This window comes from Streptomyces sp. ASQP_92 (assembly GCF_025399895.1).
Taxonomy (GTDB): domain Bacteria; phylum Actinomycetota; class Actinomycetes; order Streptomycetales; family Streptomycetaceae; genus Streptomyces.
Genome location: NZ_JAODUA010000009.1, coordinates 124,133 through 148,544 on the forward strand (window position 1 = coordinate 124,133; position 24,412 = coordinate 148,544).

Sequence of the window (24,412 nt, forward strand, 5' to 3'; positions counted from 1 at the left end):
GGGTGGGAGGGTGGGTTGAGACCCTCCACCCATTCGATTTCCAGCACGGCTCGACGTCCGGCGCGTGAGCTTCGAGCCGTATGCGCAACGAGCCGGTCACCTCGGGGAGGTGACCGGCTCGTCCTGGCGAACCGCGTTGTCAGTCCGCCGAGTTGGATGCCTTTACATTGTCGATGAAGACCGACCACGTCGCCGCCCGGAACACGAGCGTCGGGCCGTGCGGAGCAGTCTTCGAGTCCCGGACGGGGACGATGTGCGGTACGCCGTCGCGGACTTCGAGGCAGTCGCCACCGCTGCTGCCGCTGTGGGTGGACTTGCGCCAGTGGCCCACTTCGAGGCAGTTGCCGCCGTCTCCACCGCTGTAACTGGACTTCTGCCAACGGGCGACCTCAAGACAATCGCCGCCATCGCCGCCGCTGTAGCTGGACTTGTGCCACGTGGCCTTGCTCAGGTCGTACTCAGGGCTGATCCTCATGGGCGTAATCCTCCGCCACTGATTCGATCAGGGCCAGGGATTGTTGTGGTGGCAGTGCGCTGGCCCCAAGTAGATCGTAGGTCAGTTCGTGTCGGGTAACCGTGGCGGGATCATCCTGGAGCCGTCCCGTTCCGAGTCCCTGGAGGTATGCGAGTGGTGGAGCGCCTTCGAAGCTCATCAACTTAAGGGAGCCGTTGAGCGCCGCATGCCCACCCACCGCAAACGGCAGCACCTGCACGATGATCCGGTGCCGGAAACCGAGGGCCGCCACATGGGCCAGGGCTTCGGCCATGACTGCCGAGCCGCCGACCCGCCGCCGCAGTACCGCCTCATCAAGTACCGCCCACAACAAGGGCGTCGTTGGATCATCGAGCAGGCGGGCGCGGTCCAGCCTGGCGGACACCAGGTCGTCGATGACGGGCTCCGGCGCCGTGGGCTGGTAGGCGCGGAAGACGGCCCGCGCATACGCCTCGGTCTGCAACAGCCCCGGAATTAGCAGCGGCGCATACTCGCGGATCGTCGTCGCCACGGCCTCCGCCTCCGCCGCCTCGGCGAAGTGATCCGGGTATTTCGACTTCGCCGCCGCCACGCAGTTGCGGGTGAAGAAACCGTCCGTGCCCAGGATCTCGTCGATCTGGCGGGCGTATTCGAGGTGCATGCGCCGCGTGCCCGCTTCGAGTTGGCCGATGAAGGAGCCGGAGACGAAGAGGGGCTGGCCGAGTTCGTCCTGGGTGAGGCCGGCCTTTTCGCGGGCGAAGCGGAGTTCGGCGCCGAGGAAGGCGCGGGGAGAGGAGGAGGGGTCGAGGTCCTTGGATCCTGGCATGGGCAACTCCCTGGACAGGCGGGGTTGTTGGGTTGCCGTCGGTAGTCAGGCTAGCGAGATTCGGCCACGCTGGGTGAGGAAAGCAGAACACTCGGTATGCAGGAGGGCAAGGCAGATGGCACTGACCGCAATGGAGCGGGTGCGGGCGGCGGAGGAGGCCGTGGAGCAGCTGCGTACGGAACTGGACCGGGTCGGGGTGGTGCTGCCGTCGCTCAGGATCGACCCGCTGACGTGCGCGGGGCACGTGCTGTTCCCGCTGGTGGACCTGGGGCGCTGCAACATGGACATGGCGCTGCGCCTGGTGGCCGTACTGGCCGGGACGTACAGCGGGAAAGGGGCGCCGCCGATGGGCGACACCCCTTCCCCTTCTCCTGCTGAGCGTTCCTAGCCGAGACCGCCCCGGCGGCGGCGGAGCCAGACCAGGCCGGCGCCCAGGCCTACGAGGGCCAGGGCCGCGCCCGCGATCGTGGCGATCTGGGTGCCGGTGTTGGCGAGGCCGCCGCCGGCGTGCCGGTCACCGGGGGCGGGCCGGTGGCCGCCCTGGCCCGAGGGGGCCGGGGCCGGGGTGGCGGGGCCGCCCGTGTGGGTCGGCGTCGGGGTGGGGCCGCCCGTGTGGCCCGGGGTCGGGGTCGCGGGCGGGGTCGGGGTGTCGCCCGTGCCCGTGTGGGCGGACGTGTTGCCGCCAAGGGCGAGCAGCGCCTTGTTCTCCGCGTCGTCCGTCATCGCCCTGACGGAGATGTCGGTCGTCCGGGGCAGGTGCTGGTGCTCGGCCGTGAACTTCGCCTGCGAGACGTTCTCCTTGGGCGACTTGGAGAAGTCGACGCCGCCCATCACGCAGGTGCCGGGACGGCCGGCCTTCTCACACGGGTAGCTGTAGTCGCCCTGGGTGAAGGACTTCACGTAGTCGTCGTAGGTCTGCTTCGGTGTCCACGAGGCGTTCTTGCCGCGCAGCGGCCAGTCGGTCACCTTGTTGCCGTTGACGATCGCGTGGTAGTCCGTCGGCGACTTGGCGTCCTGCTGGCGGATCCACTCGGCGGCGACCCGGGCGTTGTACACGGTGCGCAGGTCGGCGTATTTGGCGTCCCCGTTCACCTTCTTCTCGATGTCCGGCACGATGATCGCGTCCATGAGCTCCTGGACGCGCTTGTGCTGGGCGGTGGTGAGGTTGCACTGGCCGTTCGGGCTGGGGGTGTTGACCTCCTGCGGAACGGAGTTGACCTTGAGCGGGGCGTCCAGGATGTACAGGCCGCCGTCCTGTTCGCGGACCTCGGCGGGCTTGGGCACGATCCAGTTGCGTACGCCGTGGGTGCAGGGGATGTTCTCCGCCGCGAGCTTGTCGAAGAGTTGCTTGCCTACGCCGGTGCGCGGGTCCATGTCCTTGGCGTAGTCGTGCTTCATCTCCAGGTCGGCCTGGAGCAGGACGCGGCCCGCGTCGGTCCTGCCGAACGTGCTGTCCATGATCCGGTTCGGCTCGTCCGGGTTGAGGTTGACCCAGAACTTGTCCGGGGTCAGGGCGAGCCAGGTGAAGAACGAGTCGGAGATGAGCTCGGCCCGCTGCCGGCCACCGTAGCCGAGGCCCGCGGACTCGTCGACCTTGTTGGCGGAGAAGGAGTAGTTGAGGCCCTGTCCCTTCACCGGCTTGCCGACGTAGCGCAGCTCCAGGGTGGAGAAGTCGACGCCGCCGGGGCCGCGCACGCGCAGGCCCGTCGGGTCGCCCGCCCGGACGCGCTCCATCTGCCGCGCCATGTCGGCCGGGCTGGGCGGCGACTGGCGGATGACGTCGGCGCCGCGGCCGATGCTGCGCGCGGTGTCCTGGGCGGTGTACTTGCCGGGCTTGAACTGCGCCTCCGGGGTGGAGACGTGCTCGTACGTGGTGACCCGGCCCTGACCGCCGAGCTTCTTGAGCCCGTCGGTGTAGCGGGCGGTATCCCCGCTCTGCGGCTGCCCGAAGGCGTACCGCAGTTTGTACTCCTTGTACTTGGGGTCCTTCAGGAACGCGCGGTCCTTCGGAGCCTGCGAACTGTCGTGATTTCCGCCGGACTTGACCTCAAGAACCTCCTTGGTCTTGTGGTTGACCGCGTCGAAGCGCCGCTTGTACGGCGTCTTGGTGTCCGGGTCGGTGACGTCGAGGGTCTCCTCGCAGATCCAGTCGGGACCGAGAAGCCCGAGGTCCTTCACGACCTTGCCGTGGAAGGCCTCGCCGCGCGGGTTGCGCCCGTACACCTCGATGTACGCCTCGTTCAGCCAGTTGCCGAAGCCGCCGTACTTGGCGTCGGTGTTGCCGTTGCGCGACAGGTAGTCCTTGTACGTGGCGTAGACCCGCTCGGGCGTGCCCTCCGCGTACTTCTTGTACGGGAGGGTGAGTTTGCCGAGGATCTTGTCGCGCTCGGCGGGGTCGTCGGGCAGGGTCAGGCCGTCCATGGCCTGGCGCTGGTTGGGGAAGCCGTAGGAGTCCCAGTCGGTCTCGGGCCGTACGGCGTCGCCCTTGGCCCACGGCAGTTTGCCGGGGTCGGTCGGCTTGCCCTTGAGCTTGAACATCTGCTCGCAGGGCATCGCCTTCACTGCCGCTTCGGCCGTGCCCTGGAGCTGTGGCAGGCCGCTTGCGGAGAGGATGCCGACGGTGGCCAGCGCGACCGCGGCGCGCGCCCACAGGTGCTGTCGGCGCGTCGATCTGGTCGATATGGAAGACATCGGATGGTTCACGCGAACATGTCTTTCCCCGGGAGCCCAGAGAAGTGGGCGTGGAGCATGTGCTGCGACACCAGGGGCCCCCGTTGCTCAATGGCGTCGCGCAACACCACACGCTAGCCGTCCGGGTCACAGGAGACCCACAGTTTTCTCGGCCCCCCAAACTCCCAACTCGCCATCTCCACAACCCTCTTACACCCCTCCCGTACGCTCGGACCCCATGAGCGAGCAGCAGTGGACGGACCACCCCCGGCTCAGGGCCTGGCTGGCGAAGCAGGAGGCGGCGTTCGGGGAGTGGGCCGCCGCGCACCCGGGCGACTGGGACTTCTCCACGGCCTCCGTGGACGCGCTGGAACGCGCGGTACGGGCGGACTTCGCCGCGTCCACGTGGGAGGACGTGCGGGCCGCCCAGCACACTCCCCGGGTGACGGCGCCCGCGTGGTACCTCGGCGAGGTGTGCGTACGGGCGGGGGCGGTGTGGAAGGTGAACCCGGCCTCGGACTTCACCCTCTGGGACGGCCCCTTCGTGGGCGTCCCGGGCGATCCGATGGAGGACCCGGACCACGAGGACCTGTACGAGGACGACGACTACTACCCGGCGGCCGTCCCCGTCCCCGAACTCCGCGACATGTTCCTCAAGGACCCGCCGTGGCGGCTGCGGAACGTGGTGGCCGAGTTCGAGGAGTGGGGGAGGGAGCGCAGGGGCTGACGGGATCGTCCCCCGCGCGGGCGCCCTCGTGAACTGGGCGTATTACAGCCCGAGTTCGGGGGCGACCGTGCTCGCCTTGGTGAAGACGGAGACCGGGTGCTGGGTGTCGCAGTACTTGTTCCCCGTCGAGACGATGCCGATCAGAACGCCGTTCTCGACGAGCGGGCCGCCGGAGTCACCGGCGCAGATGCTGTCGGTGGTGCCCTTGGTGGGTACGCCGCAGACGCGCAGGGACGGGTCGGCGCCGGGTTCCGTGAACGGCTCGCAGGCGGACAGCGGGGCGAGCTTGAGCGTGGCCTGCTTGAGCTTCTGGCCCAGGGTGTTGGTGGCGGTCATGCCCCAGCCGTAGACGGATGCGGTACGCCCGTTCTCGTACAGCGCGGCGTCCTTCTTGGTGGCGACGCGGACCGGCTTGTACGGGAGCGGCTTGTTCAGGGTGAGGACGGCGGCGTCGTGGTCGAGGGTGCCGATGTCGAACTTCGGGTCCACCGTGATCGCCTTGACGCGGCGGACGCGGCCGGTGTCCGTGGTGAGGTCGGTGCGGCCACCCGTGACGGTGAGGGCCATCGGGTCCGGCGAGTTCCGCACGCAGTGCCCGGCGGTCAGCACCTTGTCCGGCGCGATGAGCGCCCCGCCGCACCACTGGGAGCCGTCGGGGTTCTCCAGCACCACCATGAACGGGTGGGCGCCGGTGCTGGTGACCGTCCCGCCGTGCACGGCGGCGGCGGGGGAGGCGGCGAGCGCCACGAGTCCGGCACCGGCGAGGAGGGTGGTGGTGAGGCGGGGGGTGGGCTTGGGCATCGGTCACTCCGGGAGCGTCGGCGGTTGGTCGGTGACCGAACTGTGCGCCGCCGTCCGTCCCACCCGCCAGGGCCGCCGCCCCATCCGGGACGCTGGAATGGTTGCGACCCCTTTGACCTGGGCGGATGTGAGGGGGTGGAACGGGGTTCCGGGATGGGGTGTTGTCAGGGGGCGGGTGCGGTGGGTGCGGTGGTGGGCGGGGTGGTGGCGGACCAGAAGGCGTCGTGGATGTACGGGCGCGGCAGGGGCTTGCCGCCCTCGTAGGCAGGGGTGTTGGTGTCCACGTTGGACGGCGCGGTGGGCTTTGCCACCGGGGACGTTGCGGCGCAGGGGCTGGTGACGCCGAAGCGGAACTGACCTTCACCACCCACAGCCACCTCCAGACGGAAGCCGTCGGGGGTCGACGCGAAGATCGCGGGGAACTGGGCGTCCGACCGCACATTGGTCACGGTGAAGCCGCGGGCCTTCCAGTCGCGCTCGACGACCCCGAGGAGCCCGCCTCGACGTTGGGGAGACACGATCGTCATCACCATGAGCCCACGGTTGACGTAGCCGCCTCCGGTCTCGGTGTTCTTCCAGTCCGTGCAACTGTTCTGGCCCGGTGCCTCGTGGACCCAGCGCAGCCCTGGGTTGATCCTCGCGACGGTGTCCTGGAGAACGGCGTCGGCCCTGTCGGCGGCCTGCTGCATGTTCATGCTCGGTGACTTTCCTGTGCGGTTGCCCGTGGAAGCGTGTGAGGTCAGGCCACACCCGGTCATGGTCAGCAACAGGAGCAGACCGCAGGCGCGGCGGAGGTATGTCATCGGGGCTCCTGGGAGGTGACCAGTTGGGGCTGTCCCGCGACGATCGCGGCGATGTTGGCCGCGGAGACCGGGTCGTCGTCGAAGTAGTTCGAATGGGCCGGTACGGGCCCCTGCCCGTCGATGAAGGGGCGCGGACCGTCGCCGACCTGGAATCGATGGGCTCCGAAAGCGTGGTTCGCGGGATCGGTACCGAAGTAGATCTGGGAGGGGTCGCTCGCCGCGTCTCCGAGTATGTAGCCCTCCAGGGCGCCTTCCGCGGCACCCAGGATCGGCCCCCCGGGCACCGGCACGACGAACCCTCCGAGCGCCCCGACGGCCGCTCCGCCCAGGACACCCGTCGCCTCCTTCTTGTTCGGCAACATGGTCACGGGATCATTCTCGGCTGCGCCCACATAGACATGGTCGCGTCCCACCCCGAGGTCGTCGGCGGTTTTCGCCTCCGTGCCCGGGCTCCCGACGAGGATGATGTCGTCGGCGCCGGGAATGCCGCCGGCCTGCTGCGCGGCCAGGCCGACGGTGAGCGAACCGTAGGAGTGGCCGATGGCGGTGATGTGCGGATCGGCGTTCTGGTTCGTCACGTGGATGCCGTCCATGAAGTGGTTGTACGCCGTCGCGCCCACCGCGGCATCGTGTGTTCCCATGACGGCCAGGTCGTCGGTGATCTGCTCGGCCGGTAGCTGAGGAGCGTCGTAGCCGAGCCAGACGATGGATGCACTGGAGTGGTCCAGGAAGGCAGCGGACTTGGCGGTCGCGCGGGCACGCTCGATGTCGCTCGTCGCGAAGTGCTCACTCAACTTGGTGCAGAGTCCCGGGACGTATGCGGAGACATTGCGGGCGGCATCGGGATCACCGAAGGAGACGATCGCGCGGCCGTTGTTGTGGTCTCCGATCCCGAGCAGGTACATAGGGGGCACACCAGGTTCCGGAACGGCGCTCAGCTGCTTGTCTATGGACAGCAGTCCGGCCAGCTTCGTCTTCGACGCCTCGTCGTCCGCTCCCGCCAGCTTTCCGATCAACACCTGCAAATTGTCCCGGTTCGCCGCATCCCGTACCGCGCTCGGAATGCCGTCCAGGTTCCCGATGATGTCCGGGTAGGCCGCCAGGTACTCCTCGCGTTCCTTGTCCGTGAGGTAGGTCCACCAGGCCTTGCGTTCGGCGGGGGACTTGTCCGTGGGGATGTCGTTCTTCAGGTACTGGTCGGCGACCTCGCGGACCGCCGCCGCGTCGGCCGCCATGTCCTGCCAGGTCGCGGTGGCCACGCTGAGGCCGGGCTCGGCCTTGAGGCGGGCGAGGGTCGTGCTGAAGCGCTCGTCGACGCGGCGGGCTTCCTGGAGTGCCGCGAGGATCTGGTCCGCTATGGCCTGGGCCTTGACGTGGTGGGGGTTGGTGTCGGTGAAGCCGGGCGGGGTTCGGGTGAGGGCGGGTGGGCGGGACAGCAGGGGCGATCCGCCCGTCGCGCTGCCGCCGGGGAGGGGCTGGTTCGAGATCAGGTTCTGCCCGCCGGGCGGATAGCTCACGGAGCCGTCCGCGCCGACGGCGAAGTCCAGCGCCGCCGCCTCGTCCAGTGCGTCCCTCAACTTCCGCTGGGGGCCCATCAGTTCATAGGTGAGTGAGTCCAGGTCCGTGCGGATCAGACCGCACTCGATGTGGATGTAGTCGTAGTTGCGGTCCAGGCCCCGCAGGCGCACGGCCGCGCTGTCCGCCGCGTTGCTCGTCTGGGACTTCTCGATCGCGCCGAGCATCTCGTTGCTGAGCCGGTCGCGGGCCGCGGCGGCGTGGCGGCTGACGTCGCCCCAGCCGTCGGCCGCGCTCTGGAGGCCGGTCGGCCGCAGGTCGCGGAGCTGTTGCCAGGTGAGCACGCCGTCAGCGCCCCTTCTCGTCGGTGGGGGCGGGGTCGGCGTAACCGGCGATGGAGGACCGGACGGCGTGGTCGGTGCCGCCCATCGTGCGGGCCACTTCGCGCAACTTCGGTTCCAGGGCGCCGCATTCGTCGCGTACGGCCGCGAGCCGTTCCTCCCACGACGTTAGTACGGTCCTGAGCACGGTGGCGCTCAGGAGGCCGGCGGTCCCCGTGTCGATGCCGGAGTGGGCCGTGGTCAGTCCGGACCTGGCCGTGTCGGTGTCGGTGCGCAGCGAGTGCGCGGCACCGGCGGCGTCGTTCCAGGGTTTGGGAGTGTGCTGGAGGTCGCCGCCACTCGGCGGGGCCGGGGCCGACGCCAGGTGCAGAGAAGGGGCCGGCGGCGGTCCCGCCTGGTCGAGCAGCCGCTGCCAGCTCTCCGGATATGCCGCAGTTCCCATGCCCCCAGGCCCCCGCTCCCCGTGCGGCGCGACACTCATGTCCCCCGCGCCCTCGTTCCCCGTGCGACCTGTGCGCCGCCCGTACAAAGTTAGGCATGTGGATCTTGGGCCGGGCAAGTGCCCGCGGTGCGTCGGCCGAAAATGGCGTCGCGTCGCGTAGCAGGGGGCGTACGGCCCGCGCAAGAGTGATCGGCCTTAAGGATCGGGCGGGATCGGGCGGGGAGGGGGCAGGGGCCCGGGCGCCCGGGGCGTGATGGCACCTACGTCATCGGCTACGTCAACGGCTACGTCATCGGCACGGCGGGCGCCGCCGAGCACGCCCCGAGAGGGGCACGGCCGCGGCGCCGACGTGGTCGAGAGAGCGGGCTGCGCCCGGTCAGAGGGCCGCGTGCAGGGCCGCGCGCAGATGGCCCTGGGAGTCGGCGAGGAGGCGGGCGGCCGTGGGGCCCTCCACGCCGGCCACGATGACCAGGATCGCGTTCTTCACCTCGCCGTCCGTGGCGGCCAGCGCGGCCTCGATCTCCGCGTCACCCGCCCCCGTGGCCAGTGCCACGATGCGGCGCGAGCGGGCGCGGAGCTTCTCGTTGGAGGCCCGTACGTCGACCATCAGGTTCCCGTAGGTCTTGCCCAGCCGGATCATCGTGATCGTCGAGATCATGTTGAGGACCAGCTTCTGGGCCGTGCCCGACTTCAGCCGCGTCGACCCCGTCAACAGCTCCGGGCCCACCACGACCTCGATGCCGTGCTCGGCCGCCGCCGCGAGCGCGCTGTCCGCGTTGCAGGACAGGCCGATCGTGAGGGCGCCGAGCCCCCGCGCGTGCTCGACCGCGCCGACCGCGTACGGGGTGCGGCCCGAGGCCGAGATGCCGACGACGGTGTCGAGGGCGGTGAGGCGCAGTGCGTCCAGGTCCTCGGCCGCCAGGAGACGGGAGTCCTCGGCGCCCTCCACCGCCTTGACCATCGCGGAGGGGCCGCCCGCGATCAGGCCGACGACCTCGGAGGGGTCCGTGTTGAAGGTGGGCGGGCACTCGCTGGCGTCCAGGACGCCGAGCCGTCCGGCCGTGCCGGCGCCCGCGTAGATCAGCCGTCCGCCGCGGGCCATCCGGGCGGCCGTGGCGTCGATGGCCGCCGCGATCTCCGGGAGCCGCTCGGCCACCGCCGCCGGGACCGTGGCGTCCTCGCCGTTCATGATTCGTGCGATCTCGGCGGTCGGCAGCTGGTCGATCTCCGCGAGTTCGGGCCGGAACGCCTCGGTGGTGAGGGTGGCCAGCTCGGCGCGGAGCTCGGCGTAGTCCTGGGTGGTCATGGTGACGGCGGCTCTTTCTCTGCGGACGGCTCTGGCGGGTGCGGGTGCGGGTGCGGGTGCAGGTGCGGGTGCGGGTGCGGGGTTGGTGGTGGCTTCAGCGGGTTCGGGGGTTGCGGCGGTGGGCCAGGGCCTCGTACGAGGCGGCGAGGGCCGGGGCCGCGGTCTCGTAGGTGCGCTGGGCGACACCGATGAACAGGCAGTCCACGACGAGGAGTTGGCTCGTGCGGGACGACATCGCGGCCGGGCGCAGCTCGCTCTCGCGGGCCGCGGAGGTGGTCAGGACGTGATCGGCGTACTGCGAGACCGGGCCGTCCGGGCGGCCGGTGATCGCGATGGTGGTGGCGCCGTGGTCGAAGGCGACCCGCAGGGGCTCGATGACGTCGCCCGTCGAGCCGGAGTGGGTGATGGCGACCGCCGCGTCCCCCGAGCGCAGTTGCACGGCGTTGGTGACGGCCAGGTGCGGGTCGGTGTGGGCGTGGGCGATGAGACCGATGCGCAGCAGCTTCTGTGCCAGGTCCTGGCCGACCAGGGACGAGGCGCCGACGCCGTAGATGTCGATGCGCCGGGCGACCGCCAACGCGCCGACCGCGGCGCCCAGTTGGACGGTGTCGAGGGCGGCCGCGGTGTCGGCGAGGGTCTGCTGCTCGTCGTAGGCGAGCTTGGCGACGACGTCCGCGATGGGGTCGTCCACGGCTATGTCCGCGGTGACGGCGGGGGCCCGGCCCGACTGCTGCTGGGCGGCCAGGCCCGCGAGCGCGAGGCGCAGGTCGCGGTAGCCGGGGTAGCCCAGGAGGCGGGCGGTGCGCACGACGGTGGCCTCGCTGGTGCCGGTGAGCTCGGCGAGACCGGTGACCGTGAGGGCCGCGCAGCCGGCCGGGTCACCGGCGACGGCTTCAGCGACCCGCTGCATGGAGCGCGTCATGGACGGCGCGAGCGTGCGCACCTTGGCCGCGAGGGCGGCCGGCGCGGGCGGGGCACCTCCACTGAAACTTTCCTTCACGTCATTGGTCACCTCTGAAAGATATTTTCGGGTCCGGGGTGCGGTCAACCCCCTCGGTGCGCCCGCCGGACCCGGTCGCCCGGTGACGGTGGTGCGGCTGGGGTGACAATGGAGGGCATGGACGACGTACAACCCATACAACCCCTCGAACAAGCCCTGCACGCCGCCCGCGCCCTGGTCCTCGCCGATCTCGCGGCGCGCGACGTGGCGCACGCGGACGTCGTCTCGATGGTTGAGGACGCGGTCACCCACCGGCGCTGGTGGGTGGAGCAGTGGCCGGAGGGCACGGAGTACGTCGCCGGCCTGGTCGCGCAGGACGTCCAGGACGCGCTCCTCGAGCGGTACGGACGCTGGCCGCTGTGCCCGGTGTGCGACGGCGGCGAGCCGCACGCGCTCGACGTGGAGCCGGAGCTCGGACCCGACCCGCACTGGGTGTGCGGCAAGGCGGGCGTGGTGGTGTCCCGCGTCGGTGGTCTCGGCGGGCTCGGCGCACCCGGCGGACCCGGTGGGTCGGGCGGATGACCCTCTACATCGACCCGCCGACCTGGCCGGGACACGGCCGGATGTGGTCGCACCTGGTCAGCGATGTGTCGTACGAGGAGCTGCACACGTTCGCCGCGTCCATCGGCTGCCCTCGGCGTGCCTTCGAACGTGATCACTACGACGTGCCGTCCCACCGGTACGCGGACGCGGTGCGGGCGGGCGCGGTGGAGATCGGCTCGAAGGAGCTGGTACGCCGTCTGACGGAGGCGGGACTCAGACGCCCGAAGGGGCGACCGGCCTGAGCCCGGGTGCGGCCGGTCTGAGCCGGGGGGCGACCGGCCTGAGCCCAGGTGCGGCCGGATCGGCCGCGTGGGCCCCCGGCCCGGTCGTGGGGCCCGCCCGCCCGTGCCGTCACCCGTCCCGCCGTCCTTTCTGCGCCGGACGGAGGACTCCGGGGGCCGGAACTTGTCCCCGGTTCGGCTGCGGCCCGTAGCCAGACGACTGCGGATCGGCTAACTTCCTTGCCAGTAGTCGTGGTTCCGAAGTCTCAGCGCCCGCGGTTTACGCCGTGGGCGTTTGCTGTGCAGCAATGTCCGAGGACCAGGGCGATCACCTCACCCAGGGGTACTGACAAGCCAGTACCCCGCGATCCTCGACAGGGGAAACACATGGCAACCGGCACCGTGAAGTGGTTCAACGCCGAAAAGGGCTTCGGCTTCATCGCGCAGGACGGCGGCGGCCCGGACGTTTTCGTCCACTACTCCGCGATCAACTCCACCGGCTTCCGCGAGCTCCAGGAGAACCAGCAGGTCAACTTCGACGTCACCCAGGGTCCCAAGGGCCCGCAGGCGGAGAACGTCACCCCCGCCTAGTCGGTGACTCGCTGATTCGATGACCCCGGCTCCGGCCGGGGGAACGACACGGACGCCCCGCACCCGAGGAATGGGTGCGGGGCGTTTTGTCGGTGGGCCGGGCCGGGCCGGGCCCGCAGGCCGGTTCGCGTGCGGGTCAGGCCTCCACGTGCGGCTCAGGCCTCCACGCAGGCCGCCGCGGGCGCCCGCTCCGCCGAGCGGGCCACCACGCGGGACTGCGAGCGGTGCAGGCGCAGGGAGGCGGTGACCAGGACGAGGGCCAGGACCGTCATCGCGGCGCCCGCCCAGGCCGTGGCGGCGAAGCCCAGGTTGGCGCTGATCACCAGGCCGCCGAGCCAGGGGCCCGCGGTGTTGCCCAGGTTGAACGAGGACGTCGTGGTCGCGCCGGCCAGCGTCGGGGCCGCGCCGCCCACGTTGAACATCCGGGCGTTGAGCGCCGGGGCGGTGAAGAACGCCGACAGGCCGATCAGGAACGACAGGGTGACCGCGACGGCGGGCGTCGAGGCGAACAGGGCCAGCGCGACCAGGAACACCGTCGAGGCGGTGATGCCGCTGAGCAGCACGCCGAACAGGTGCGCGTCGGCGACCCGGCCGCCGATCGTCGTACCGATGAGCGCGCCCACCCCGAACAGGCCGAGCACGGCCGGGACCCAGCCCGCGTCGACGTGCGCCACGTCCGTCAGGAGCGGCTTGAGGTAGCTGAACGCGCAGAACACGCCGCCCGCGGCGAGCGCCGTGACGGCCACCGAGAACAGCACCTGCGGGTCGCGGTAGATCCGCAGCTCCTGCCTGAGCCGGGGCTTGTCGGCGGGCAGCGGGATGCGCGGGATACGGGTCAGGATGCCGACCAGGGCGATCGCGGAGGCGGCGCCGACCGCCCAGAACGCCGAGCGCCAGCCCAGGCCGTCACCGAGCAGCGCGCCCAGCGGCACGCCCAGGACGTTCGCGATGGACAGGCCGCCGATCATGACGGCCATCGCGCGGGCCCGCGCGTTCACCGGCACCATCGCGATGGCGACCGCGGCGCCGACCGCCCAGAACCCGGCGCAGGCCAGCGCGGACACGATCCGGGAGGCGAAGAGCAGGGCGTAGTTCGGGGCGAGCGCGCCGGCGACCTGGCCGAGGCCGAACACCGTGATCAGCGCGATCAGGGTGGTGCGGCGGGGCGGCCGCAGCGTGGCCACCGCGAGCAGTGGCGCGCCCACGACCATGCCGATGGCGAAGGCAGAGATCAGCAGGCCGGCCCGGGGGATCGACACGTTCATGTCGTCCGCGATGGCCGGGAGCAGCCCGGTGAGCATGAACTCGCTCGTGCCGAGCGCGAAGACGGACAGGCCGAGGATGTAGACGGCGAGCGGCATGCGGGCCCCTTGGGCGGGGGGCGTGGGGGTGGGGGTGGGTGCGGGCACGGGCGTGGGTATGGGCTCGGCGGGCATACCGGTTCCCAACGCCGGCCGCCCCGTCCACATTCCCCGGGGCTCCGCCCCAGACCCCGTTCGCGCCATGCCCGCGCCGGCCGGCATCAGTCCTGCCGGGGGCGCGGGGAACTGCGCGAGACGCGGGCACGGTCCGCGGACGAAAGGACCTGGGGCTCTGCCCCAGACCCCGTTCGCGCCTTAAGGGCGCTCGTCCTCAATCGCCGGACGGGCTGGGGTGGCCTCTGCTGCCGGCATCGAGTAGTTACAGGCTGAGGTGGCCTGTGCGGGCCGGCATCGAGCAGTCACGGGCTGAGGTGGCCCGTGCGGGTCGGCATCGAGTGGTTAGGGGCGCGGGGAACTGCGCGAAAAGCGAGCACGGTCTGCACGCAAGGGCGGGGTTTTCGGGGCGGGCCCCGGAGGGCATCCGCGTTCAGGCCCGGCCCCGCTCGAAGAGGTACTGGAACGGCCGACACCCGATCGTGCGTGGGGTGTCGCCGACGCGCGTGAAACCCGCTCGGTTCAGGACGCGTTGGGACGCCGTGTTGTCCTCGTCCGTCGTCGCGTACACCGTCTCCACGCCGGGCTGCGCCAGCGCCCAGGCGGTCAGCGCGGCCAGGGACTCCGTGGCGTACCCCTGGCCGCGTGCGGACTCCGCGAGGTCGTAGCCGATCTCGACGCGGCCGTCCTCGGGCGGCCCGTGGAAGCCGATGCCGCCGATCGCCCGGCCGTCCTCGGCGCGGACCATGACGTACGCGCCCCAGCCCGTGCGGTGGCGGCCGGTCTCGATGCCCGCGAGCATCTTCGCGGCGGCGAAGCGGCTGCCCTCGTGGGGACCGCCGGGCGCCCACTCCCAGCCGCCGGAGCCGCCGTCCTGGAGTTCCGCGGCCGAGGCGCGGGTCAGCTCGAAGAGGGCGATGCGATCGGCCTGGACTGTCACGGGGAGCACGCGGGACACCTGCCTTGTGTCGGGGCGAGCGGTGGGCTCGGCCCGATTATGCGGTGAGCAGGGTCAGTTCCGCCTCGAGATTCTCCCGGGCCGGTCCCTCCCATTCGCGTACCCCGTGCGGAGTGCGGAACAGGGCGGGCAGCGCGAGCAGTTGGGCCAGCACCTCGCCGCGGCCGGCGCGGAACGCCTCGTCCGGCACGAAGGCGTACTCCTCGCGTACGGCGGCGGCGTACGCGGCGTACGCGTCCGGGGCGGCGGCGAGGATCGCGAGGTCGGCGTCGCACAGCACGGCGCCGTTCGCGTCGCCCTCCTCGGGCGCGTGGGTGACGGTGAGGCGCACCAAGCGGGCGACCTCGGCCGTGTCCTCGGGGCTCAACCCGGCCTCCGGCAGGGCCCGTTCGGCGAGCCGCGCCGAGCGCTCCTCGTTCTCGGAGCGGTCCGGAAGGTACACGGCGTCGTGGAACCACGCGGCCAGGCGTACGAGGTCGGGCTGGTCGGCGTAGCGCTCCAGTACGTCGATGTGGTCCAGGACCGCGGTGAGGTGGGCGGTGTCGTGGTAGCGGCGCTGCGGTTCCGCCCAGCGGGCGAGCAGGTTCTCCCCGTAGGGGGCGGGGTCCACGGGGCTGTCCGCGGCGGAGCGGGTCGCGAGGATCGTTCGGTGCCAGCGGAGGCGGAGGTCGTCGGGGTGGGGCATGCGGCCGAGGGTAGCGGGGTGGGGGTCTGAACGGGGGCCCTCCGGGGGCCGCCCTGCGCCCCCGGGCCCCTGCGCCCCGCGTCCCGCGTCCCGTGCGGACCGTGCTCGCGTCTCGCGCAGTTCCTCGCGCCCCCAACCCCTCTCGATCCTGCGGACCGTGCCCGCGTCTCGCGCAGTTCCCCGCGCCCCTAAAAACCCGTCTTCGTCTGCGGGTCGTGCTTGCTTCTCGCGCAGTTCCTCGCGCCCCTAAAAACCCGTCTTCGTCTGCGGGTCGTGCTTGCTTCTCGCGCAGTTCCCCGCGCCCCTAAAAACCCGTCTTCGTCTGCGGACCGTGCTCGCGTCTCGCGCAGTTCCCCGCGCCCCTGGCAGGACTGATGCCGGGCAGCACAGGCCACCTCAGCCTGTAACTACTCGGTGCGGGCCAGCAGAGGCCACCTCAGCCCGTCCGGCGTTTGAGGACGAGCGCCCTTAAGGCGCGAACGGGGTCTGGGGCGGAGCCCCAGGAGGGGCGGAACCAGCCAACCCCGGTGCACGGGCGGGTGGGTGGGCAAAGGTGCTCGGGGTCTGGGGCGGAGCCCCAGGGGGCCCGGAGGGGCGCCCTCTGTCACATCGGAGCGCCCGTGGGCGTCAGCGCGGTGACGGAGCTGGTGGAACCGGTGTGAGGAGACGTGGGAGATGCGCGGGGACGAGTACCTGGCCGAGCGGTTCGAGGGGCATCGGGGGCATCTGCGGGCAGTGGCCTACCGAATGCTCGGCTCGCTGCACGAGGCCGACGACGCCGTGCAGGAGGCCTGGTTGCGGCTCAGCCGGTCCGACACCGGCTCGGTGGCCAATCTGGGGGGCTGGCTGACCACCGTCGTGGGGCGGGTCTGCCTCGACATGCTGCGCGCCCGGACCTCGCGCCGCGAGGACCCGCTCGGGCTGCGGGTGCCCGACCCGATCGTCACGGGCGCGGACGGCACGGGCCCGCAGGACGAGGTGCTGCTCGCCGACTCGGTGGGGCTCGCGCTGCTCGTCGTCCTGGAGACACTGGGCCCGGCGGAGCGGCTCGCCTTCGTGCTGCACGACCTGTTCGCCGTGCCGTTCGACGAGATCGCCCCCATCGTCGGGCGCACCCCCGCCGCCGCCCGTCAGCTCGCCTCCCGGGCGCGGCGGCGGGTCCGGGGTGGCGCCCCGGCCTCCGACATGGATCCGGCGGGCCGCCGCGAGGTGGTCGAGGCGTTCATGGCGGCGGCCCGCGAGGGCGACTTCGACGCGCTGGTCGCGGTGCTCGACCCGGACGTGGTGGCCCGCTCCGACGGCGGGGAGCTCCGGCCCGGCGGGGTGCTGCGCGGCGCCGAGGCGGTCGCGGGCGGCGCGCTGTTCGGGGCGCGGCTCGCCGAGTTCACCATCCTGGTGCTGGTCAACGGCAGCCCGGGGCTCGTCTCGCTGACCGAGGGGCGGCCGCTGTCGGTGATGGCCTTCACCATCGCCGGGGGACGGATCGCCACCATCGACATCCTGGCCGACCCGGAGCGGCTCGACGCGCTCGATCTGACCGTACTGACGACCTGACCCCCCGGGGGCCTGCTGACGAGCTGACCCCCCGGGGCCTGCTGACGACCCGCCCCCGGGGACGCTGCCGACGACCTGCCCCCCCGGGACGCTGCCGACAACCCGAACCCCCGCGCGGTGCACGGGGGGTTCAGTGATCGGCGGCCCGGTCAGTCGGTGGCCTGGAACCCCCGCAGGCGCAGGGAGTTGCCGACCACGAAGACCGAGGAGAAGGCCATCGCGGCGCCCGCGATCATCGGGTTGAGGAGGCCGGCCGCCGCGAGGGGCAGGGCGGCGACGTTGTAGGCGAAGGCCCAGAACAGGTTGGACTTGATGGTGCCGAGCGTCTTGCGGGAGAGCCGGATCGCGTCAGCCGCCGCCCGCAGGTCGCCGCGGACCAGGGTCAGGTCGCCGGCCTCGATGGCGGCGTCCGTGCCCGTGCCCATCGCGAGCCCGAGGTCGGCCTGGGCGAGGGCGGCCGCGTCGTTGACGCCGTCGCCGACCATGGCGACCGAACGGCCTTGTGCCTGAAGGGACTTGACCACGTCGACCTTGTCCTGCGGCATGACCTCCGCGTACACCGTGTCGATGCCGACCTCGGCCGCGACCGCCTCGGCGACGGCCCGGTTGTCGCCGGTGAGCAGGATCGGGGTGAGGCCGAGCGCGCGGAGGCGCCTGATGGCCTCGGGGCTGGTCTCCTTGATGGCGTCGGCGACTTCGAGGACCGCGCGGGCCTCGCCGTCCCAGGCGACCGCGATGGCGGTGCGCCCCGCCGCCTCGGCGTCCGCCTTCGCCTTCTTCAGGGCGGGGGTGAGCTCCATCGACCTTCCCCAAGCTCTCCACTCCGGTCGAGCAGGGGAGACCCCCATGGCGAGCAGCTTCTCGCGGCCGACCAGCACGGCGTGACCCTCGACGACGCCCTGGACGCCGAGGCCCGCGATGGTGGCGAAGTCCTCGGGGGTGGGCAGTGGGCCGGCCTTGGCGGCGGCGCCGTCGGCGACCGCGCGGGCGATGGGGTGTTCGGAGGAGTGCTCCAACGCCCCTGCCAGGCGCAGGACTTCGGCCTCGTCGGTGGTGTCGGTGGTGTGGACGGCGAGCAGGGTCATGCGGCCGGTGGTCACCGTGCCGGTCTTGTCCAGGACGATCGTGTCGACCTTGCGGGTCGTCTCCAGGACCTCGGGGCCCTTGATCAGGATGCCGAGCTGGGCGCCCCGGCCGGTGCCGACCATGAGGGCGGTCGGGGTGGCCAGACCCAGGGCGCAGGGGCAGGCGATGATCAGTACGGATACGGCGGCGGTGAACGCGGCGGTGAGGCCGGAGCCGTTGCCGAGCCAGAACCCGAGGGTGGCCAGGGCGAGGCCGATGACGACCGGCACGAAGACGGCGGAGATCTTGTCGGCGAGCCGCTGGGCGGCCGCCTTGCCGTTCTGGGCGTCCTCGACGAGCCTGGCCATGCGGGCGAGCTGCGTGTCCGCGCCGACCCGGGAGGCCTCGACGACGAGCCGGCCGCCCGCGTTGAGGGTGGCGCCGGTGACGGCGTCGCCGGGGGCCACCTCCACCGGTACGGACTCGCCGGTGAGCATGGAGGCGTCGACGGCGGAGGAGCCCTCGACGACCGTGCCGTCGGTGGCGATCTTCTCGCCGGGCCGCACCAGGAACCGGTCGCCGACCTTCAACTCGCCGGTGGGCACGGTCAGTTCGCTGCCGTCGGCCCGCAGGACGGTGACGTCCTTGGCGCCGAGTTCGAGCAGCGCCCTCAGGGCCGCGCCCGCCTTGCGCTTGGAGCGGGCCTCGAAGTAGCGCCCGGCGAGGATGAAGGCGGTGACCCCGGCCGCGGCCTCCAGATAGATGTTGCCCGCGCCGTCCGAGCGCCCGATGGTCAGCTCGAAGGGGTGGGTCATGCCGGGGGTGCCGGCCGTGCCGAAGAACAGCGCCCACAGCGACCACAGGAACGCGGCCGAGGTGCCGACGGAGATCAGCGTGTCCATGGTCGCCGCGCCGTGCCGGGCGTTGGTCCAGGCGGCCCGGTGGAAGGGCCAGGCGGCGTAGGTGACGACGGGCGCGGTCAGGGTCAGCGAGAGCCACTGCCAGTACTCGAACTGGAGGGCCGGGGCCATCGCCATCGCGATGACCGGGACGGCCAGAACCACCGCTGTCAGCAGGCGCTGGCGCAGTGGCCGCAGCTCGTCGCCGGTCTCGCCACTCTCGCCCTCGGCGGGGCCACCGCCGGATTCGGTCCGTACCGGCGCGGGCCCCTTGGCGGTGTAGCCGGTGGCCTCGACGGTGGCGATCAGGTCGGCGACGGAGACGTCCTCGCGGAAGGTGACCTTCGCCTTCTCGGTGGCGTAGTTGACGGTCGCCTCGACCCCGTCCATGCGGTTGAGCTTCTTCTCGATCCGCGCCGCGCACGAGGCGCAGGTCATGCCGCCGATGGCGAGTTCGACGTCGGCGGCGCCCGGTGTGGTGGTGGTCATGACTGCGGCTCCTCGTACGAAATGCGACGTGCGGTGAGGTGCGGTGGGGCGGTGGGACGGGACCCACGGGGTCTTCCGATACCCCCTGGGGGTACAGCAACAACGTCATGTATACCCCCGGGGCGTACGCGACGCAAGGCGGATCCCACCTTGACTTGGTACCCCCTGGGGGTATGTTGACGTGGTCGGTCCGTCCGGAGAGCGTTCGTAGGGAGTACGTCATGAAATTCGTCATGGGCACAGGACTGAAGATCACCGCCTTCGCCGCCGCGCTCGCCGCGACCTTCGGCACCGCCTACGGGGTCGGCAAGGGCGTCGATCCGGTCGTCGCGCGGCCCGCCGGGCACGCCGCGCACGGGGAGCCCGCCGCGCGGGGCGGGACGGAACACGGCGGACACGGGGAGGAGGGCGGCGCGGCCGAACTGCCCGGCGGCCTCCAGGTCGCCGAGGGCGGATACGCCCTCGACCTCAGGACGCCCCGCCTCGCAGCGGGCCGGGCCGCCGAGATCAGGTTCGTGGTGACGGGCCACGACGGGCGCCCGGTGACCGCGTTCCGCGGCGAGCACGGCAAGGAGCTGCACCTCGTCGTCGCCTCCGACGACCTCGCCGTCTACCGCCATCTGCATCCGGTACGCGCCACCGACGGCACCTGGTCGGTCCCGGCCGAACTGCCCGAGGCTGGGGGCTACCGGGTCTTCGCCGACTTCACGCCCGGCGACACCAAGGACGCCAAGAACCTGGTGCTCGGCGCCGACCTCGCGGTCTCGGGCGCCTACGCGCCGAAGGAACTGCCCGCGCCGGCGGCCACGGCTCAGGTCGAGGGCGGCTACGAGGTGAGCCTCGCGGGCGGTCTGGCGCCGGGCCGGACCGGCGAGCTGAAGCTGTCGGTGACCAAGGACGGCAGGCCCGTGACCGATCTGGAGCCGTACCTCGGAGCGTACGGACACCTCGTGGCGCTGCGCGCCGGTGACCTCGCCTACCTCCATGTGCACCCCAATGAGGGCGGCCCCGGGCCGGTCGTCTCGTTCAGCGCGACGCCGCCCAGTGCCGGTACGTACCGTCTGTTCCTGGACTTCCAGCATGGCGGAAAGGTCAGGACCGCCGCGTTTACCGTCGCCGCGGGTGGGCATCTCGCCGCGTAGGCTGGTCAATGGACTAGACCTATTGGGGCCCGATACCGGGCCCGGGTTACGGAGGAATGGGGTCAGATGAGCAACCGCGCACTGCTTGAGGTGATCGCGCTCGACGCGCAGGACGCCATCGCGGCCCAGGCCGGCGGGGCGGACCGCCTGGAGCTGGTGACCGACATGGCGGCCGACGGCCTGACCCCGTCCCGGGAGACCTTCGCGGCGATCCGCGAAGCCGTCGACATCCCGCTGCGCGTGATGCTCCGCGCGCACGACGGTTTCGCGGTCGGCGACGTAGAGGCGCTCCTGCGGGACGCCGAGGCGCTGCGGGTCGAAGGCGCGGACGAGTTCGTCGTGGGCTTCCTCGACGAGACCGGCGGCCCCGACCTGGCCGCCCTGCGCGCCCTCGCCCCCGTGCTCGCCGACTGCCGCTGGACCTTCCACCGGGCCGTCGACCGGGCCGCGTCCCGCGACGCCCTCCGCAAGGAGCTCTCCGGCCTCGCGGGCCTCGACACCTACCTCACGGCCGGGTCCCCGCTCGGCGTCGACGACGGCCTGCCGGTCCTCCTCGCGGAAGCCGCGCGCCACGGCGAGCCCGGCTACGAGCCGCGCATCCTGGTGGGCGGCGGCCTCCAGCTCTCCCACCTGCCGGTGCTGCGGGACGCGGGGATCGACGCGGTGCACATCGGCGGCGCGTCCCGCCCCGGCGGATGGAGTGAGCCGGTCTCCCCGGCCGCCGTCGCGGAGTGGCGCGCGGCGCTCGACGCGTAGCGCTCCCTCGGCGCCGGGGGTGGGGCGCGCGGCCGCCCCACCCGTCGCCGTCCGCCGTGCCGTCAGAGTCGACGGAGGTTGGTCAACTCGCCCTCCTGGAGCGACAGTTGGGCCCACACCGTCTTGAGCGGGGTCGGCCCCTCCACCGTCCCCCAGCGGTCCGCGAACGCCTGCACCAGAAGAAGCCCCCGCCCCGATTCGCAATCGGCGGACGGGGCCGAGGCCACCACCGGCAGCGCCTTGTCCGCCCGGGTGTCCGTCACCTCGATGCGCAGGACGCCGTCCTCACGCAGCGCCACCCCCACCTCGAAGCCCCGCCCCGACACATAGGCGTGCAGCACCGCGTTCGCGGCGAGCTCCGCCACGAGCAGCGCCGCCGTCCGCGACACCTCGCTCTCCGGCGCGATGCCCCAGGCGGCCAACTGCCCCTGCGCCAGCCTGCGCGCCAGCCCCGCCGCCCGCCGCGTCGACGCGAACCGCTTCCTGAACGCACAGACGGTAGCCGGGAGTTGGTCGGCTCGGGGTTCCATGTCGAGATGCATAACCCCAAGGTGGGGGCGCCGCAGCACTCACCACCAGGCCTCGACCGCGTACGCTGCGCGAGCGTACGCGTACAGGGTGTAGACGGTACGCCGCTCGTGCCGTAACTCTGGGTGAGTTGCGAACGCGGGGCGATCGTTCACCTGGAGGTGGCCGCCGATGCCATGGGACCACGAGGACCACGACGAACACGCGGACCTGGACGATCACGCGGGCCGGGAATCCGAGGATTCCTCCGCGTGCCAGGAGGGGTGCGAGGAGTCGGAGGAGTCGGAGGAATCTGAGGAATCGGAGGAGTGCGAGGGGCGGGACGGGGAGCCCGAGGCCTCCGACAGCCTGCGGACGTTCGGTGCGGTCGTCCAGGCCCTGCGTGAACACGCCGGCCTCAGCCGCGCGCAGCTCGGGGCGATGGTCGGCTACTCCAAACACACGGTCGCCTCTGTGGAGTTGGGCCGCCGCATGCCCGACCCGGCGTTCGTCGAGCGCGCGGAACGCGCCCTGGGCAACACGGGGGCGCTGACCGCTGCGGCTCGCCACCTCAGCCGCCAGCCGGGGCTCGCGTCCTGGTTCCGCCGGTGGGCCCGTTTTGAGCGCCACGCCGTCAGCCTCGATACGTACGAGTGCCGCATGGTGCCGGGGCTGCTCCAGACGGAGGGCTACATGCGGGCGCTCTTCGACAACCGGCTCCCGCCCCTGTCGGACGCGGAGATGACGGCACGGCTCGCGGCGCGGGTGGAACGCCAGAAGTTGCTGCGTGGGCGGCCCAACACCTCGTACAGCTTCATCCTCGACGAGGCTGTACTGGCGCGACGGCTCGGGGGGCCTGAGGTGACGCGGGAACTCTTCGACCGCATCCTGGACGTCACGTCCCTGCGCAACGTGGACCTCCAACTCATGCCGCTCCACTGCCAAAGGCACGCGTGCCTCGCCGGGGCCCTGCAACTGCTCGTTACCCCGGAGGGTCGGCGCCTCGCCTACTCCGAAGGGCAGCAGAATGGACGGCTGATCATCGACCCGAAGGAGGTCTCTCTCCTAGCTCAGCGGTATGCGACACTGCGCTCGCAGGCTCTCACGCCCGAGGAGTCACGGGGTCTGCTGGAGCGAATGCGAGGAGCCCTATGAGCACATCCCAACTCGCCTGGTTCAAGAGCAGCTACAGCAGTGCAGAGGGTGACTCCTGCGTCGAAGTCGCCCTCGGCTGGCGGAAGTCGACGTACAGCGGGAGCTCCGGCGACGACTGCGTCGAAGTCGCCGAATGCTGGAGCAAGTCCAGCTACAGCAGCGGCGACGGTGACGACTGCGTCGAGGTGGCCGCCACCCCCGCCGTGATCCACGTCCGGGATTCCAAGGACAAGGCCGGTCCTCAGCTCACGCTTTCGCCCAGTGCCTGGGGCGAGTTCGTCGGGTACGCGGGCGGGCGGGGCTGAGTTTCGCGCGTCGTCGCGTACGCCACCGCCAGGGACAGCAGGGTCAGGGCGGTCGAGGCGAGGGGGAACCACCTCGTGCCCAGGATCGCCATGGCCGTGCTGCCCGTGACGCCTCCTCCCGCTATGCCCAGGTACAGCGCGGTGGAGTTGAGGGACAGGAGGAGGGGGGCGCTGGGCGGGTCGAGGGAGACCAGGCGGGCCGGGAGGGCGACCGCCACGGTCCAGCCGGCGAGCGGGTTGAGCACGGAGGCGATGAGCGCCGTGGCCATGGACTGCATCAGCCAGGGCAGGGCGAGGCTGATGGCCGCCGTCAGGGTGCCCGCGGTGAGCACGACGAACGTCGGGTCCCACCGGTCGACGACGCGGCCGCCCAGGTTGCTGCCCACTACGGAGAAGACGCCGGAGACCAGCAGGAGCAGGGTCAGCCGGGACTGGTCGCCGCCGGTCGCGGGGGCCGAGGCGACCGTGTAGTAGATGTAGACGGTCTGGAACGCGAGGAAGAACAGGAACGTCGTGGCCGTCCCGCCGAGGACCCGGCGGTCGGTGAGCGGGGCGAGCCGGGTCCGCAGGGAGACGCCGGGCGCGGGTGCCGGAAGGTCGCGGAGCAGCAGGGCGAGACCGCCGAGCGCGATCGCGCCGAGGGCGGTGACCAGCCACATCGTGAGTCGCCAGTCGGAGCGGCCGAGCCAGGTGCCCAGGGGTACGCCGAGCGCGGTGGCCACGGTGATACCGCCCATGACGGTGGCGATGGCGCGGCCTCGGCGCTCCGGCGGTACGAGTGCGGTGGCGGCGGCGCTGGCAGTCGGCGTGTAGAGGGCGGCACCGACGGCGGCCAGGACCCGGGTCAGGAGCAGCGTCCCGAGGGTGGGGGCGAGCGCGGACAGGGCGTTGGCCAGCGTGAAGACGGTGAGGGCCAGGAGCAGGGTGCGGCGACGTGGCCACTTCGCGGCCAGCGTGGCGAGGACGGGGGCGAGCACCGCGTACGAGAGCGCGAAGACGGTGATCATCTGGCCGGCGGCCGAGATCGAGACGTCCAGGTCGTGGGCGATGAGACCGAGGATGCCGGCGATCACCATCCCGTCCGTTCCGACGGCGAAGGTGCCGAGAGCGAGCAGGATCAGGCGGAGGCGCATGGGTGGTCCCCTTCCACGGGCAGCGCGAGGTGATGCCAGAATGGTTTGATGGACATCAAACAAACCGAGGCGACTTGAATCCTAGGGATTG

General features: G+C 71.6%; 25 protein-coding genes. 10 read left to right on the forward strand and 15 right to left on the reverse strand.

Going from position 1 to position 24,412, the window contains the following annotated elements; translation table 11 throughout:
• Positions 1–139 precede the first annotated feature (139 nt).
• Positions 140–475 (reverse strand): DUF397 domain-containing protein, encoded by a 336-nt coding sequence (locus N4G70_RS20535; RefSeq protein WP_261714130.1) that lies wholly within the window; start codon positions 473–475, stop codon positions 140–142.
• On the reverse strand, positions 459–1,298 hold the full coding sequence (locus N4G70_RS20540) for a helix-turn-helix transcriptional regulator (protein WP_261714131.1): 840 nt from the start codon (positions 1,296–1,298) through the stop codon (positions 459–461). The genes N4G70_RS20535 and N4G70_RS20540 overlap by 17 nt, the downstream gene beginning before the upstream one ends.
• A 115-nt stretch (positions 1,299–1,413) precedes the next feature.
• On the opposite strand from N4G70_RS20540, the gene N4G70_RS20545 reads away from it, so the two are divergent.
• Positions 1,414–1,686 (forward strand): hypothetical protein, encoded by a 273-nt coding sequence (locus tag N4G70_RS20545; protein WP_261714132.1) that lies wholly within the window; start codon positions 1,414–1,416, stop codon positions 1,684–1,686.
• Here N4G70_RS20545 and N4G70_RS20550 read toward each other — a convergent pair.
• Complete coding sequence (locus tag N4G70_RS20550; protein WP_261714133.1) at positions 1,683–3,989, reverse strand: hypothetical protein; 2,307 nt, start codon at positions 3,987–3,989, stop codon at positions 1,683–1,685. The two genes, N4G70_RS20545 and N4G70_RS20550, sit on opposite strands and share 4 nt — an antisense overlap.
• Positions 3,990–4,206: 217 nt before the next feature.
• Here N4G70_RS20550 and N4G70_RS20555 point away from each other — a divergent pair, with 217 nt between their 5' ends.
• Positions 4,207–4,695: a hypothetical protein gene (locus N4G70_RS20555; protein ID WP_261714134.1), complete on the forward strand. Its 489-nt coding sequence runs from the start codon at positions 4,207–4,209 to the stop codon at positions 4,693–4,695.
• A 42-nt stretch (positions 4,696–4,737) separates the two neighbouring features.
• On the opposite strand, the gene N4G70_RS20560 is transcribed toward N4G70_RS20555, so the two are convergent.
• The 6 genes from N4G70_RS20560 to N4G70_RS20585 form a co-directional block, all read right to left on the reverse strand.
• Complete coding sequence (locus tag N4G70_RS20560) at positions 4,738–5,496, reverse strand: trypsin-like serine protease (RefSeq protein ID WP_261714135.1); 759 nt, start codon at positions 5,494–5,496, stop codon at positions 4,738–4,740.
• 164 nt (positions 5,497–5,660) lie between these two features.
• Positions 5,661–6,191, reverse strand: a complete 531-nt coding sequence (locus N4G70_RS20565) for a hypothetical protein (protein ID WP_261714136.1) — start codon at positions 6,189–6,191, stop codon at positions 5,661–5,663.
• Positions 6,192–6,295: 104 nt separating this feature from the next.
• Positions 6,296–8,158, reverse strand: coding sequence for an alpha/beta hydrolase family protein (locus N4G70_RS20570; protein WP_261714137.1), 1,863 nt, complete (start codon positions 8,156–8,158; stop codon positions 6,296–6,298).
• 4 nt (positions 8,159–8,162) lie between these two features.
• Complete coding sequence (locus N4G70_RS20575; RefSeq protein ID WP_261714138.1) at positions 8,163–8,597, reverse strand: hypothetical protein; 435 nt, start codon at positions 8,595–8,597, stop codon at positions 8,163–8,165.
• A gap of 376 nt (positions 8,598–8,973) precedes the next feature.
• Positions 8,974–9,903, reverse strand: a complete 930-nt coding sequence (murQ, locus tag N4G70_RS20580; RefSeq protein WP_261714139.1) for an N-acetylmuramic acid 6-phosphate etherase — start codon at positions 9,901–9,903, stop codon at positions 8,974–8,976.
• Positions 9,904–9,997: 94 nt separating this feature from the next.
• Positions 9,998–10,915, reverse strand: coding sequence for a MurR/RpiR family transcriptional regulator (locus tag N4G70_RS20585; protein WP_261714140.1), 918 nt, complete (start codon positions 10,913–10,915; stop codon positions 9,998–10,000).
• Between the two features lie 105 nt (positions 10,916–11,020).
• Between N4G70_RS20585 and N4G70_RS20590 the strand changes: the two genes are divergently transcribed.
• The 3 genes from N4G70_RS20590 (at position 11,021) to N4G70_RS20600 (ending at position 12,258) form a co-directional block, all read left to right on the forward strand.
• The gene (locus tag N4G70_RS20590; protein WP_261714141.1) at positions 11,021–11,425 is read left to right on the forward strand and encodes a hypothetical protein; all 405 of its coding nucleotides are present in this window, start codon (positions 11,021–11,023) and stop codon (positions 11,423–11,425) included.
• Positions 11,422–11,688: a DUF4031 domain-containing protein gene (locus tag N4G70_RS20595; RefSeq protein ID WP_261714142.1), complete on the forward strand. Its 267-nt coding sequence runs from the start codon at positions 11,422–11,424 to the stop codon at positions 11,686–11,688. The genes N4G70_RS20590 and N4G70_RS20595 overlap by 4 nt, the downstream gene beginning before the upstream one ends.
• 366 nt (positions 11,689–12,054) lie before the next feature.
• A complete protein-coding gene (locus N4G70_RS20600) occupies positions 12,055–12,258 on the forward strand; it encodes a cold-shock protein (RefSeq protein ID WP_053724154.1) in 204 nt (67 codons plus the stop codon).
• A gap of 155 nt (positions 12,259–12,413) precedes the next feature.
• On the opposite strand, the gene N4G70_RS20605 is transcribed toward N4G70_RS20600, so the two are convergent.
• The 3 genes from N4G70_RS20605 to N4G70_RS20615 all read right to left on the reverse strand — a co-directional run bounded on the left by N4G70_RS20605 (position 12,414) and on the right by N4G70_RS20615 (position 15,316).
• A complete protein-coding gene (locus N4G70_RS20605; protein ID WP_261714143.1) occupies positions 12,414–13,619 on the reverse strand; it encodes a Cmx/CmrA family chloramphenicol efflux MFS transporter in 1,206 nt (401 codons plus the stop codon).
• Positions 13,620–14,106: 487 nt separating this feature from the next.
• On the reverse strand, positions 14,107–14,622 hold the full coding sequence (locus N4G70_RS20610; protein ID WP_261714144.1) for a GNAT family N-acetyltransferase: 516 nt from the start codon (positions 14,620–14,622) through the stop codon (positions 14,107–14,109).
• Between the two features lie 46 nt (positions 14,623–14,668).
• A complete protein-coding gene (locus N4G70_RS20615) occupies positions 14,669–15,316 on the reverse strand; it encodes a hypothetical protein (protein WP_261714145.1) in 648 nt (215 codons plus the stop codon).
• A 675-nt stretch (positions 15,317–15,991) separates the two neighbouring features.
• Here N4G70_RS20615 and N4G70_RS20620 point away from each other — a divergent pair.
• Positions 15,992–16,870, forward strand: coding sequence for a sigma-70 family RNA polymerase sigma factor (locus N4G70_RS20620; RefSeq protein ID WP_261714146.1), 879 nt, complete (start codon positions 15,992–15,994; stop codon positions 16,868–16,870).
• Positions 16,871–17,019: 149 nt separating this feature from the next.
• Here the strand turns inward: N4G70_RS20620 and N4G70_RS20625 are convergent, their stop codons facing one another.
• Positions 17,020–19,323, reverse strand: a complete 2,304-nt coding sequence (locus N4G70_RS20625) for a cation-translocating P-type ATPase (protein ID WP_261714147.1) — start codon at positions 19,321–19,323, stop codon at positions 17,020–17,022.
• Between the two features lie 233 nt (positions 19,324–19,556).
• Here N4G70_RS20625 and N4G70_RS20630 point away from each other — a divergent pair, with 233 nt between their 5' ends.
• Both N4G70_RS20630 and N4G70_RS20635 read left to right on the forward strand, forming a co-directional pair.
• Entirely contained in the window at positions 19,557–20,465 is a 909-nt protein-coding gene (locus N4G70_RS20630; RefSeq protein WP_261714257.1) for a hypothetical protein, read from the forward strand.
• Positions 20,466–20,531: 66 nt separating this feature from the next.
• Positions 20,532–21,221, forward strand: a complete 690-nt coding sequence (locus tag N4G70_RS20635) for a copper homeostasis protein CutC (protein WP_261714148.1) — start codon at positions 20,532–20,534, stop codon at positions 21,219–21,221.
• A gap of 62 nt (positions 21,222–21,283) precedes the next feature.
• On the opposite strand, the gene N4G70_RS20640 is transcribed toward N4G70_RS20635, so the two are convergent.
• Positions 21,284–21,751 carry an ATP-binding protein gene (locus N4G70_RS20640; protein WP_261714149.1) on the reverse strand — a complete coding sequence of 156 codons (468 nt, stop codon included), beginning with the start codon at positions 21,749–21,751 and terminating at the stop codon, positions 21,284–21,286.
• Between the two features lie 169 nt (positions 21,752–21,920).
• Between N4G70_RS20640 and N4G70_RS20645 the strand changes: the two genes are divergently transcribed.
• The gene (locus N4G70_RS20645) at positions 21,921–22,883 is read left to right on the forward strand and encodes a helix-turn-helix transcriptional regulator (protein WP_261714150.1); all 963 of its coding nucleotides are present in this window, start codon (positions 21,921–21,923) and stop codon (positions 22,881–22,883) included.
• Entirely contained in the window at positions 22,880–23,188 is a 309-nt protein-coding gene (locus tag N4G70_RS20650) for a DUF397 domain-containing protein (RefSeq protein WP_261714151.1), read from the forward strand. The genes N4G70_RS20645 and N4G70_RS20650 overlap by 4 nt, the downstream gene beginning before the upstream one ends.
• Here N4G70_RS20650 and N4G70_RS20655 read toward each other — a convergent pair.
• Positions 23,125–24,321, reverse strand: a complete 1,197-nt coding sequence (locus N4G70_RS20655) for an MFS transporter (RefSeq protein ID WP_261714152.1) — start codon at positions 24,319–24,321, stop codon at positions 23,125–23,127. The genes N4G70_RS20650 and N4G70_RS20655 overlap by 64 nt on opposite strands.
• Positions 24,322–24,412 lie beyond the last annotated feature (91 nt).